Source organism: Lysinibacillus sp. FSL M8-0337, from assembly GCF_038593855.1.
In the GTDB taxonomy this organism is placed as follows: domain Bacteria; phylum Bacillota; class Bacilli; order Bacillales_A; family Planococcaceae; genus Lysinibacillus; species Lysinibacillus sphaericus_D.
Window position 1 is genome coordinate 2208871 of sequence record NZ_CP151996.1, and the last position, 12814, is coordinate 2221684.

Consider the following 12814-nt stretch of genomic DNA (forward strand, 5'->3'; position numbering starts at 1 on the left):
CGCTCACCTCTCTTTACACTATACTCCTTAGAAATTCCCAATGTACAATTCTTGAAATAGAATAGCAAGATATTGAAGTAGTTTTTATGTCGCATCATGAAAAATGATTCCAAGACCAAAACGTTCCCCGAAAGTAACCGTACTTACTCCGTGACGCACCTTATTTTTGTAATACCCTTTTTGACCAAGAACAACTCTATAGTTCGTAGGGAAAATAAGCGCACTGCCTTGATCTAAAGTAATAACATGTCCTCTACTTTGAGCACGAGGAATTTGTTCCACTAATAGCGATTCTCCACCGCAAAAATCTTTTTCACGTTGATTTAAGACAAAGACTACTTGAAATGGGAAAAATATATCGCCGTATAAATCTTGATGCAAACAATTAAAGCCCCCTGTTTCATACTTTAATAGTAAAGGTGTTGGTCTTGTTTGCTCATTTTCTTCACAGATGGTCAAAAAATCTTGAAGGTTGTTGGGAAACTGTGCTGTTTTTCGTAAATACCCCAACCAACGATTAGCTGTTTTAGACAATTCTACATAGAAGACCTCTCTTAAACTTTGGACAATAGCAGGTAGTGGATAGGAAAAGTATTTGTATTCCCCATTGCCAAAGCGATAGCGTTGCATATTGATTGTTGTTCTGTACGGCTCCTTCTCAAGATACAACGCTTTTAGAAATTCACATTCCGCCTTTGTTAAAATCACGGGAAGCTTTGCAAACCCTTGTGCATCTAATTCATTTTGAATGGTGTCCCAATCTAAGTTTTCTACTCGTGTTTTTATCTCTTGAACCATTGTTACGCCCTCCTATTCGCATTCTTAATAACTAACACTATAACCGCATCAGCAGGAAAACATAAGGTGTTTAGAATGTAATAGCAAGATAACAAAATTCGTCTCGATTATGATATGGTAAAGTAAATTTTAATCGTATATGTTACCTAATAATCAGTTTATAGAGGAGAATGCAAAAGTGATATGGCATGAAAATAATGATGAGATGGTCATTCCATTACCTAACCATTTCGATATGAATGCAAACCTAAACTATCTATTACGAGAAAAAAATGAATGTATGTATGAGGTTGAGAATGATGTTATTACAAAGGTTATTGCGATAGGAGAAATGCGCTCCTTAGTACAGATTAGCGTAAGCCAACATAACCAAATGATTGTTCAATTCCTAAATGATTCTAGACCGAATGATAAGCGGATACGACAACAAATTGTAAAATATATTTATGAATGGTTTGACCTTGAGAACGATTTAACGCCTTTTTATGATATGGCAACTACAGACCCATTACTTGAAATGCCTGCCCGAAAATTTTATGGATTGCGTGTAGTGGGCATTCCTCATTTATTTGAAGCATTATGCTGGGGCGTTTTAGGGCAACAAATTAATTTAGCGTTTGCCTATTCCTTAAAGAAGCAATTTGTAGAAAGCTTTGGCGATTTTATCGAATGGAAAGGGAAAAAATATTGGGTGTTCCCAACGTACGAACACATTGCACAGTTAACACCATCCGACCTAGCAGATATCAAAATGACGGCAAAAAAAAGTGAATATATCATTGGTATTGCTAAATTAATGGCAAATGGTACTTTATCGAAGGAAAAATTACAAACAATGAACTTTAAAGATGCCGAAAAAAGCTTAATTCAAATACGAGGAATCGGTCCATGGACAGCTAATTACGTACTGATGCGCTGCCTAAGATTCCAAACAGCTTTCCCAATTGATGATGTCGGTCTGATTAATTCGATAAAAGTATTACGTAATATGACGCAAAAGCCTACAAAAGATGAAATTTTAGAACTATCAGCGCCATGGAAAAACTGGGAATCATACGCTACCTTTTATTTATGGCGTGTTTTATACTGATAACGTTCTAATTATAGTTAAATGTCTTTGTCATATGTAAGTAGGAGGCATCGTTGTTATTACTGGTTTCAGACTGAAGTCAAGGTAGATTGTCTTCAATTTTTTTCCGTAATAAATCGCTGGAATCAGTGTGTTCATCCCACTATATTAGACACCTATGTCGCTAGCTCTAGATGTCTAAGGAGGATATGTTCGAAGCTATAGTTTAGTATAATATTATAAAGAACATGTAGTGACAATGCTTGCTTTGTACGGAGTTACCTTCCTTAAGCAATTTTAAATGACTTTCCTTTAATTTTACGGATGAAAGATGGGATGACCGATTGAATAATAAGTGGAATAAGATTATCTACAAAGTGGGCTCTTCTTTCTATGATAGATTTTTTAATACTGGTGTTTTTTTGAAGACGAGAAAAAAGATTTTTCAAGAAGTCCCTTTTCAAAGCAAGCAGAAAATCTTATTTGTTGGGATCGGTACTGGAGCTGATTTAGAATACATTGACTATATGAATTATGATATTACAGCCATTGATTATTCTCCTGATATGTTAGCAATCGCTAAAAGTAAATTCGAGCGCTCTGCTATCCAATTTTTAGAAATGGATGCGCAAAAAATGACTTTTGAAGATGAATCATTCGATTATATTGTGGCGAGTTTAATTCTTTCCGTCGTGCCTGATGAACATAAATGCTTTGAAGAAATGATTCGCGTTTTAAAGCAGGATGGAAAAATACTAATTTTCGATAAATTTGCTGCTAAACATCAACGAATAACGGTAACAAAAAAGCTGTTAAGGCCCATTATAAGCCTATTAGGCACTGATATTGGAAGAAGTTTTGAGGATATGTTTAGCCAACAAAAACAAAGGCTTAAAATTATAAAGGATGACCCAGTTATGTTAAAAGGAATGTATAGATATATTGAAGTCATGAAAGTTAAGTAAAGATGACATAAGAAATTCTCTAATTCCTTTAACTTAACAAGGTCTTTCAATGTGAAATATGAATCTAGTGAAAGCTAATTGCTTCCTTGTTTGTAAGCAAGAAAGGCACCTCCTTTGTAGCGGAAGTGCCTCGTTTAGTTTATAAATTAATTGATAACAAGCTATTATTTCGTAAAGTCAATTACCATACGTCCTGTTATTTTACCTTGTTCCATCTCTTCCATAATCTCGTTAATTTCCTCGATTTTTCGTAATGTTACTTTCGGTACTACCTTACCTTCTGCCGCAAACTGGAATGCTTCTTGTAAGTCTTGGCGTGTACCTACTAATGTACCAATCACTTGGATACCATCCAGTACTAAACGAGGGATATCTAAATCCATTTTATCTACAGGTAAACCAACTGCTACTACACGTGCGCCTGCTTTTACCACATCAATCGCTTGATTGAACGGCGTTTTAGCTACAGCTGTGACCACGGTTGCATCTAAGCCTTTCCCATTTGTCAGTTCTTTTGCTTTCGCAATTGGGTCTTCATTTAATAAATTAACAATAGCGTCTGCCCCTACTTCTTTAGCAAATGCTAGCTTCTCATCATTGATATCGAACGCCACTACGTTTGCACCATAGACATGTTTGGCATATTGCACAGCTAAGTTGCCGAGACCACCAATACCAAATATCCCGATCCATTGTCCTGGACGGATATTTGACACTTTCACCGCCTTGTAAGTTGTCACACCTGCACAAGTGACAGAAGAAGCGGCTGCTGGATCTAAATTAGCTGGAACTTTCACTGCATAATCAGCTGATACAATCACCTGCTCGGCCATAGCACCATCTACTGTATACCCTGCATTTTTAACATCGCGACATAGTGTTTCACGCCCTGTCGTACAATATTCACAATGTCCGCAGCTCTCATACATCCAAGCAATAGATACTCGGTCACCAACTTTTAGAGATGTAACCCCTTCTGCAACTTCTATCACTTTACCAATACCTTCATGACCTAATACAATCCCTGTAACATCACCGAAATCTGCATTTTTGACATGCAGGTCCGTATGACAAACACCACAAAATTCTGTTTGTACTAATGCTTCACCATGTTTCAATGGTCTTAGTTGTTTCTCTTCTACCCTTACTTTTTTGTCTTTCGTTACGACTGCTGCTATCATAATTAATATGCCTCCTTAAATGTAAGAAATCATTTTAATTAACAAGCGTGCATGCACTAAAGTATGAATTCGCTTTCATTTTATAAAGGATTTTAATTGAATTCAATTATTTTTAGGACAATTCATAAAAAATGAGTCTACCCTCATAGAAAAATACTATTATTTTAAATAATTAGAATATTTTTAAAATTTAATAAATCAAAAGCTGTCGGATGATTTAAACAAAAACCTCGCTCAAAATTCTTTTTATAGTAATAAGCCTACAGAAAATAAAAAAAGAGCTGCAATATGCAACTCTTTAATCTTTATCACCCATGCACCAGATACTTAATTAGATTTCTTCATCAGCTGATGGACCATAAAAGCCTGGCACTGCTATATTAAGAAGGCGTAAGTATACGCCCAGTTGTGCACGGTGGTGAACCATATGACTAATACCAAAAGTACGTAACGCAAGTGCTCGCGGCTGTTGGCGTATAATATGATGGCCATGGCGAAGCGTCCATTCATCGCCGAGCGCTTTGTCATCACATTCGATGAGCAGCTTGCTAAGCTTTGTGACGTTTGCGTCAAATTCTTCTAGAATGTCAGATTGTTTTTCTAATGCCTCTCGTCGAAGTGGCACTGTTGAAAGATCCAACTCCGTGCGCTGAATAATCGCGATTTGCCAGTTTAGCAGATTTATTAGATGTGTGGCTAGTCCACCGAGAGTCATGGATTTATCATGTGGTCGCCATGACATATGCTCCTCCGGTAAGCGTTCCAATATGCGACGTGTAGAAGTTAGTTCTTGTGTTACGTCGCCGATGATTAATTGTTTACTCATATCTGTTCCCCTCTCTTTTAGCTATAAAAGAATAATTTCAATAAAAAAAGCGTTAATCCTGCTTTGATTAACGTCTCTGTAAATTTTAATAGATGTTTGGTAAAACAGTTCCCTTTATTTCTTTCTCTCAACTTGATAGATTAGCGATCATGATTTTCATAATAGGCTTCATCTGCATAGTGTTTATCTGTTCCTTTCAGATAGGCTAAAATTAATTTCGGCCGTCTAAGTAACACCCAGTCTCCGTGTTTATCAAACTTTCTGCTGGAGGTAATCATACCATTTTGAATTGTTCCGTATTTTTGTCCTTTCTTTTTTCCCCACACTTTTAAGCGTTTAGCAAAATCAGCATCTTCCGCCATAAGCAACTCTTCATTAAATCCGTTAATGGACTTAAAATCCTCTTTGTAGCACCAAAAAATGCCCACGGATATGGCGCCATATTTAATAAGTAAGGGTCCTATTAATAACATAGTTGAAACGAATATCCCTAAAGACATTCTTTCAAATTTCCCTGTAACTCCTCCGCCAATATACTTTCCCGAGCTCAAGTTTTGTACTACCTTTGTAAGCATATGCTCATTCATCTGTGTATCTGCATCTATTGTTACAATAATTTCGCCCCTAGCTTTTTCAACGCCTGTGTTCCTAATTTTAGAAAGATTTTTATCGTCATTATCTATTGTGATACAGTTATATGATTTCGCAATTTCTTCCGTTCTGTCTGTACAGCGATTTAGCACAACAATGATTTCAACTTCATTTTGGAGTAATTTTGACGCTTTTGAAATAGAGTCTAAGCATTTTCCAATGTACTTTTCTTCATTATGAGCGGGTATAATAATAGAAATGATTACGTCTTGTTGATTCTTATTTGTTAAAGTGTCCATCCAATCTCCCCCACCATTATATTTAATAATAGTAATCTCATTAAAAATATATTCAAATGAAAATGTGAAAATGCCTGCTTGATCTATAGTGCTACAATCAAAATAAAACTAGCCTGCAATCTTACGAGGCTAGTTTTATTTTAATGTATTTTACAAATATATGATATATTTTCTATTTATTGTATTCACTTTTTAAGCTTGATTGGACAAAAATTGACCATATTTCTACGTAGTTTTTTGCCATTTAAAGGTCAGAAGAGCTACTATTAATGCGATGCAAGTCATTGTGCCACCGATAATGGCATTTATTTCAGCACTATATGCATCAATGGTTATGCCCCCTATTGTAGAACCTAATGCCATGCCAATATGAGCACCAGAATTATTTAAACTTTGATGGATATCTGATGTAGTCGATGCAGTAGAAACAATATAGCTTTGAATCGCAGGTTGTAGTGACCAACTTAGTAGACTCCATAATAATATGGCCCCAACGAACAGAACAACGGAAAATTTTAAGAACGGAATTGCAACAATCGTTAATGTAAAGAAGGACAATACGGAAATAATCGTTCGTTTTGCACTAATACGATCAGTAAAATATCCACCTAGTAAACTCCCGCATATGGAGGATATACCGATGATTAAATACATCAGGCTAAGAGACTTCTCTGACAAATGTAGCGTGGACTGAAGAAATGGTGTTAAATATGCATATAAAGTCATATGACCTGTAAAAAACACGATAGAGATTGAATGAATAAGTAAAATCTTTCGCTCCTTTATCGCCTTTACTTGGGCTTTAATAGGCAATTTCTTCTTGGGCTCAATTGTTCCTAATACAAAAAATACTATTAACATCAGCATTAATGTCAAAATAGCAATAAAAAGAAATGGTGCCCGCCAACCTAATTCGCTGCCTAACCATAAACTAAACGGAACACCAAACACGAGGGAAGCACTAACCCCCATTAATACAAGGCCGATTGCTCTTGCTGTATAAGCCTCATCACTTATTTGAGAAGCGATGGTGATACATAACGAAACAAGTAGCGACGCACACATAGCTGATAAAATTCTAGCGCTCATAAGAACAACATACATATCACTCAACACAATCATCATATTAGACACAAAGAAAATAAACAAAACGATGAGAAATAATCTTTTGCGCTCCATCATTGAAGTTAAAGATAATAAAATGGGACCTGATATGGCAAAACTTAATGAAAACATGGAGATTAACATTCCTACTTTGCCATACGAAATATTTAAATCTTCCGCAATCAGTGGAAGCAACCCTCCAATTACTAATTCAACTAGACCAACTATAAAAGCAATCGTCGATAATAGGTAAATTCTTTTATCCATCATTTCACTCCTCTAAAAAAATACAAAAAGCAGCGCCCCCAGTTTAGGAGGCGCTGCATTAAAACATTTTCTTTGTCAATTCGCTAACATGACATCCAAAGTCATGTCGCCTTATTCAATTAAAAATTTCTTAAACAAAAATACCATTTTGCCTTATTGGTTGTCAATTATATTTATGTATTGCTTTCATATCAACATATGGGGTTGACTGTGGCAGTTCAAGCAACATGCGCTCATTCATAAAATTTGATTGTTTGTAAAGCCAAAGAGATATTTTTCGATTATAAAAGTATCTTGGCAAGGCGGTTAATGCCTTCTTCAATTGCGCCTTCATCAACTTTAGCAAATCCCAGTACCCATCCTTTTCGATTCGTTTCTAAACAATACTTACTAAGTGGATAAACGCGAATTCCCTTGTCGAGCGCTAGGTTTGTCATCGCTTCTTCATCAAACGATTCTTCAGCTTCAAGAAGCATATGCAAGCCTGTTTCAATGCCACTTAGTTTAAAACGTTCAGCTAGTCCAGTTGCCATGATGGCCTTGGCCATTGCTTCATGTCTGCGTCGATATACATTTCTTGCTCTCCTCATATGCCGCATAAAATGACCGTGCTCAATAAAATGACTAAGCGTTAGTTGTTCCATTATCGGCAGATGTCGATAGGTTAGGGCTTGTACTTGAGCAAGCTGACGAATGGCATCCTTTGGCCCAATCACTGCCGAAATGCGTATGCCTGGTGCCACCATTTTGGAAAAACTCATCATATACAATGTGTTCTGTGGTTGTTGGCTGAACAAAGTAGGAAGCGGCCCACCACGATACCTAAATTCGCCATCATAATCATCTTCTACAATCCAAAATTGCTCTTGCGCAGACTTTTGAAGCAATTGTTGTCTCCGTGGTTCAGACATAATAACTCCAACTGCACATTGGTGAGAAGGTGTAACAAAAATAAGCTTACTTTGCGGATGAATACGATTTACTTGTATTCCATACTCATCAACAGGTACGGAAACGACATTCATTCGCCGATATTTCATGGTCATCCAGGCAGCAGGGAATCCAGGATCTTCAACAGAAACGGTTTCTCCTTCCGTTAACAGTGCTTGCGCAATTAGATCAATGCTATGCTGTGCACCGGAAGTTAAAATGATTTGGTCAATATCTACATGAACACCTCTTTCAAATGTTAGATAACGTTGAATCTGTTCACGGAGCGGAGTAAAACCATAAGGGTTGCCATAACCCCAAGTGGTCAAATCTGCTTCGGATGAAGCCTGTAAAAAAGATTGTCTCCAATTTTTTTGGAAGTGCTCGTCTAAATAAGGCTCATGAGGACAAAAATCAATTTCTACATTTGGATTTTCTGTGCCTCTAAACCAACTGTTTAATTCATCAACTGCCGTGTTTAATAAAGGTAATGCTGGCGTAGATGGTCCATGAGAGGTAGTTTCTTCTGCCGAATTAGCTTTCAATCCCCATTCACTTACCCTTGTTCCACCACGCCAATTAGTAACGGTATAGCCCCGACTAAATAATTCCTCATAAACAATTTGTATTGTTGAGCGTGAAACGCCGACTAATAAGGCAAGCTCTCGGGATGGAGGAAGTAATTCACCTGGTGGCCATTTTCCAGTTGTTATATGATGGATAGCCTGATCCAGCAACTGTTGCCAAATCGGAATTTTATCTTCTCGGTTTACTTTTAACATTTTCATTCACTTCCAGTTAAATGATGCGAACATTCATACAGTTCATCATGATTATACATGTGATAACGCCCCCATATTCCACTTTCTAAAGAAACGCTGACATTCGTTGGAAAGCTATATCTGCAGCATTAATCGTTTGATCAATATCATGTATGGAATGGGCAGTCGATAAAAAGATGCTTTCATATTGTGAAGGGGGTAAAAGTATCCCTTGTTTCAGCATTTCAACATAGAAATGACGAAACATCTCTGAATCTATTTTGCGCGCATCATCAAAATTTTGTAAAGGTTTATCTGTAAAGGACAAGCCAATCATTGTTCCAGCTTTAGTTGTCATCAGCGATATATTGGATTTACTGGCAACTGTTGATAATCCTTGAATAAGTCGATCTGATAGCTCTTCAATATAGTTGTAACTATCATAGGTTAATTTATTTATTGTAGTATATCCTGCTACCATCGCGATTGGATTACCCGATAAAGTACCAGCTTGATAAATATTGCCTTCCGGTGCAATCAGGTTCATAATTTCTTTTCTGCCGCCATATGCGCCAACGGGCATGCCTCCACCGATTATCTTCCCTAAGCACGTTAAGTCAGGCTGAATGTTATAAAGCCCTTGAGCAGAGTGATAAGCAATGCGAAAACCAGTCATTACCTCATCAAGAATAAATAGCGCTCCATATTTTGAAGTGAACAAACGTATTGTCTGTAGAAATTCGGGGTCAGCAGGTATGCCTGCCATATTACCTGCAAATGGTTCTACTATTACCGCTGCAATTTCTGAACCATATGTATGAAATACACTACTAAGTGCTTCAATATTGTTATACGGAACGGATATCGTGTTTTTTGTAATTTCTAACGGTACACCTGGACAATCAGGAAGACCTAATGTTGCTATTCCTGAACCAGCTTTTACTAATAGATGATCACTGTGTCCATGATAGTTTCCTTCAAATTTAACAATTATATTTTTGCCTGTAAAACCTCTAGCTAGCCGAATAGCACTCATTGTTGCCTCTGTACCAGAGTTAACCATTCTAATCTTCTCTATGGACGGAATTCGAGTAGTGATTAATTGTGCTAGCTTATTTTCTTGCAAAGTGGGCAATCCAAAACTGGTCCCCTTTTTTATTGCTTCCAGTAATGCACTAGCAACATCCTTATCTGCATGTCCATGAATTAATGGGCCCCAGGAAAGGATATAATCTATATACCTATTCCCATCAATATCATATATTTTTGATCCGATTCCATGACTAATAAAAATCGGATCAATACCAACGGATTGAAATGCTCTTACTGGACTGTTTACACCACCAGGCATTAGTTGTTTTGCTATTTCGAAGGCTTCTGTTGATTGCTGTGTATTGATTTTAAAAACCACCTTTCATATTAGAAAACTATTAGCTATATGCTCATCTAGAGGATCAATTGATTCGTTTCTATTTAAACATCTCTGTAACAACTGTCCCCTTTTTTCTACAAACAAGACTCCATTATTTTGCTTTTTAAAACATGTCACGTTACATGTACATAGTTTTCACTTGAAACTATTTTTGTGGTGCCCCATTCATATTTTGTGGTTTTTTAAGAAATTGAACATTAATTAATAAATGTGCTCCTAAACCAGCTACAAGCCCCCAAAATGCCCCTCCTACGCCAAGTAATGTAACATTTGCGGCAGTTGCCAAAAAAGTAATGAGTGCAATTTCGCGTCCGTTCGGATTTGTTAAAGCATTAGCAAGGCTACTACCAATTGTACCGAGCAATGCTAATCCAGCTAATGTGGCAATAAACGTTGCAGGAAGAATTAAAAACAATGCAGCCAACGTTACCCCAAAAATTCCAACAATTATATAAAAAATACCACAGACAATACCTGCAATATAGCGTTTCGTTGAATCCTCATGAGCGTCTTTTCCAGTACAAATTGCGGCTGTAATTGCGGCAATGTTAAACGCATGTGATCCAAATGGTGCTGTTAGGAGCGAACCCAATCCAGTTACAATTAAAATCGGATTCGCACTCGTTTTAAATCCATCATTTCGCAACACTAACATTCCTGGCATATATTGTCCCGTCAAGGTAATAATAAAAAGCGGCAAAGCAACGCCTAATAAGGCATGAAGAGAAAACTCTGGAACAACAAATACTGGAGAAGCAATGACCAATTCGACATTGCTGAAATCTACCTTGCCCATACTTATCAAATAAATCAATCCAATTACTAAGATACCGACAATTGCATAGCGAGATGTAAATCGTCTTAATAGGATATACGCAGTAAATAGGACAATTACAAGTAAAGGATCAACTTTCGCACCACCAAAGGCCGAAATACCAAACTGCAATAAAATACCTGCCAAAAGTCCTGAAGCGATGCCTGGTGGAATAAGCTGGACAAAACGTTCGAACATTCCAGATAATCCTAAAAAAACAAATGCTACAGCAGAAATGATATATGCGCCAATTGCTTCAGGATAAGAAGTGACCGCCAAAGCGGAAACAAGAAATGCCACACCTGGTGTTGACCAAGCTGTAATAATCGGTTCGCGGTATCGATAACTTAACCAAATACCAGTTACTCCCACACCGATGGAAATCGACCATATCCATGAAGCAGTCATTTCAGGACTCAGGCCAGCAACCTTGGCAGCCTGAAACACCAAGATAAAAGTACCTCCATAGTTTACTAACACAGATATAAAAGCAGCTATGGTGGGTGATAGCAAATCACGCAAACGCAGTGAAACGGATGTTGTATTCATACACTTTCCCTACCTTTCATTCCAATAGTGGTCAAACACTTTCTCTCTACTCATAAAAATAGCATTCATTCTTTAAAACCAAATTTGAAAACTCCAGTGATTCTTACCTGTCAGAATGTCCATTCCATACATCGGGGATTTGCTATTATTTGTGTATCAGACTTACCAATGTCATCATTTGACCTTTTATTATGTAATGTTTCAAATAGAGATCATTGTTCAGTTAGATACTGCATTGCTATGCCCCCCTTTTTATTTGTTTTATTAAAATGAATGCTCTTAGCATAACGAATAACGGACTGTAAAAAAACATCCAAAAACACAATTTTCACCAGTCCATAAATGTTGATAATTCACTACCTTGGATTATTAAATTCTATGAATTGCACTACTCGTTTTAGTTAAATCAAAAACACCACTTACCTATGTGATATAGGAAGTGGTGTTTAAATAAATTTACCATAGTGTATGAAACATATTTTTATATTTTAAACATTTGCCCTATTTCAATTGGATTTTCTTTCGCGGTCATTTGTTGTGGATTAATCCGATAAACTTGAACTGGGCCACCGAAAACAGCTGAACGATATTTGTCCACATGTTGCTCGGATAAAGGACGATTATAATAACCAGGCACATATTTATTCAGCATCTCTTGCAACATATGTGTAGCTTCATCCAAATCGTCGATGGGTTGAGCCTTCCCAAAAACGATGACGCTCATATACGCAGTGTCCGTCTTTGCGGGCACTGGATTAGTAATCGTTCCATATTCTTCGCATACTGTAAAGCAGACTTCCTGATTTTCATCCATAACTTGATTGCGTCTTCCGCCAGTAGCTCCGTGGAAATAGAGCATCCCATTTGTCCAAACAAAGTTAAGTGGAACAACATAAGGCAAATGACCGTCAGCCATTCCTAAATACCCAATTCGAGCTTGCTTCAAAAATACATTAATTTTGTTTTGATCTAATACTTCTCTTACTTTGTAACGTACCTCAACCATTGATATCCCTCCTATTTGTAGTATTGTGTAATCTTATCAACGTTTGGATGGAATAAAAACGTCCAAAATTATAGTGATTAAACAATCCAATTTTAAGAATGTAGAAGGTCATTGCAACAACTATCCATTGGATAAGGTAATAAAAAAAGTCAGAAATCAATGGGGATTTCTGACTTTCCATATGTTTTTATAGATTTAGTAAAGAAGACATGCCTCTATCTA

Annotated in this window: 11 protein-coding genes; 2 read left to right on the plus strand and 9 right to left on the minus strand. The window is 36.9% G+C overall.

Annotation, left to right across the window (positions count from 1 at the left end):
• Positions 1-84: 84 nt before the first annotated feature.
• Positions 85-798 (minus strand): 2OG-Fe(II) oxygenase, encoded by a 714-nt coding sequence (locus MKY08_RS10485; protein WP_069512614.1) that lies wholly within the window; start codon positions 796-798, stop codon positions 85-87.
• A 178-nt stretch (positions 799-976) separates the two neighbouring features.
• On the opposite strand from MKY08_RS10485, the gene MKY08_RS10490 reads away from it, so the two are divergent.
• Together MKY08_RS10490 and MKY08_RS10495 are read left to right on the plus strand one after the other, a co-directional pair.
• Positions 977-1888, plus strand: coding sequence for a DNA-3-methyladenine glycosylase (locus MKY08_RS10490; RefSeq protein WP_069512613.1), 912 nt, complete (start codon positions 977-979; stop codon positions 1886-1888).
• Between the two features lie 323 nt (positions 1889-2211).
• Positions 2212-2832, plus strand: a complete 621-nt coding sequence (locus tag MKY08_RS10495; protein ID WP_069512612.1) for a class I SAM-dependent methyltransferase — start codon at positions 2212-2214, stop codon at positions 2830-2832.
• Between the two features lie 164 nt (positions 2833-2996).
• Here MKY08_RS10495 and adhP read toward each other — a convergent pair whose 3' ends face one another.
• The 8 genes from adhP to MKY08_RS10535 all read right to left on the minus strand — a co-directional run bounded on the left by adhP (position 2997) and on the right by MKY08_RS10535 (position 12592).
• On the minus strand, positions 2997-4013 hold the full coding sequence (gene adhP / locus MKY08_RS10500) for an alcohol dehydrogenase AdhP (RefSeq protein WP_069512611.1): 1017 nt from the start codon (positions 4011-4013) through the stop codon (positions 2997-2999).
• Between the two features lie 331 nt (positions 4014-4344).
• Positions 4345-4839, minus strand: coding sequence for a DinB family protein (locus MKY08_RS10505; RefSeq protein WP_069512610.1), 495 nt, complete (start codon positions 4837-4839; stop codon positions 4345-4347).
• Between the two features lie 140 nt (positions 4840-4979).
• Positions 4980-5729 (minus strand): glycosyltransferase, encoded by a 750-nt coding sequence (locus MKY08_RS10510; RefSeq protein WP_069512609.1) that lies wholly within the window; start codon positions 5727-5729, stop codon positions 4980-4982.
• Between the two features lie 225 nt (positions 5730-5954).
• Complete coding sequence (locus MKY08_RS10515; protein WP_069512608.1) at positions 5955-7100, minus strand: MFS transporter; 1146 nt, start codon at positions 7098-7100, stop codon at positions 5955-5957.
• Between the two features lie 281 nt (positions 7101-7381).
• A complete protein-coding gene (locus tag MKY08_RS10520) occupies positions 7382-8812 on the minus strand; it encodes a PLP-dependent aminotransferase family protein (RefSeq protein ID WP_069512607.1) in 1431 nt (476 codons plus the stop codon).
• An 85-nt stretch (positions 8813-8897) separates the two neighbouring features.
• Positions 8898-10190 carry a glutamate-1-semialdehyde 2,1-aminomutase gene (hemL, locus tag MKY08_RS10525; protein WP_176723214.1) on the minus strand — a complete coding sequence of 431 codons (1293 nt, stop codon included), beginning with the start codon at positions 10188-10190 and terminating at the stop codon, positions 8898-8900.
• A gap of 178 nt (positions 10191-10368) precedes the next feature.
• Entirely contained in the window at positions 10369-11586 is a 1218-nt protein-coding gene (locus tag MKY08_RS10530; protein WP_081327988.1) for a benzoate/H(+) symporter BenE family transporter, read from the minus strand.
• 481 nt (positions 11587-12067) lie between these two features.
• Positions 12068-12592, minus strand: a complete 525-nt coding sequence (locus tag MKY08_RS10535) for a pyridoxamine 5'-phosphate oxidase family protein (protein ID WP_069512606.1) — start codon at positions 12590-12592, stop codon at positions 12068-12070.
• Positions 12593-12814 lie beyond the last annotated feature (222 nt).

Coding starts and splice junctions, on each gene's coding strand:
- MKY08_RS10485 (WP_069512614.1), bottom strand. CDS start 798: ATGGTTCAAGAGATAAAAACACGAGTAGAAAACTTAGATTGGGACACC.
- adhP (WP_069512611.1), bottom strand. CDS start 4,013: ATGATAGCAGCAGTCGTAACGAAAGACAAAAAAGTAAGGGTAGAAGAG.
- MKY08_RS10505 (WP_069512610.1), bottom strand. CDS start 4,839: ATGAGTAAACAATTAATCATCGGCGACGTAACACAAGAACTAACTTCT.
- MKY08_RS10510 (WP_069512609.1), bottom strand. CDS start 5,729: ATGGACACTTTAACAAATAAGAATCAACAAGACGTAATCATTTCTATT.
- MKY08_RS10515 (WP_069512608.1), bottom strand. CDS start 7,100: ATGGATAAAAGAATTTACCTATTATCGACGATTGCTTTTATAGTTGGT.
- MKY08_RS10520 (WP_069512607.1), bottom strand. CDS start 8,812: ATGTTAAAAGTAAACCGAGAAGATAAAATTCCGATTTGGCAACAGTTG.
- MKY08_RS10530 (WP_081327988.1), bottom strand. CDS start 11,586: ATGAATACAACATCCGTTTCACTGCGTTTGCGTGATTTGCTATCACCC.
- MKY08_RS10535 (WP_069512606.1), bottom strand. CDS start 12,592: ATGGTTGAGGTACGTTACAAAGTAAGAGAAGTATTAGATCAAAACAAA.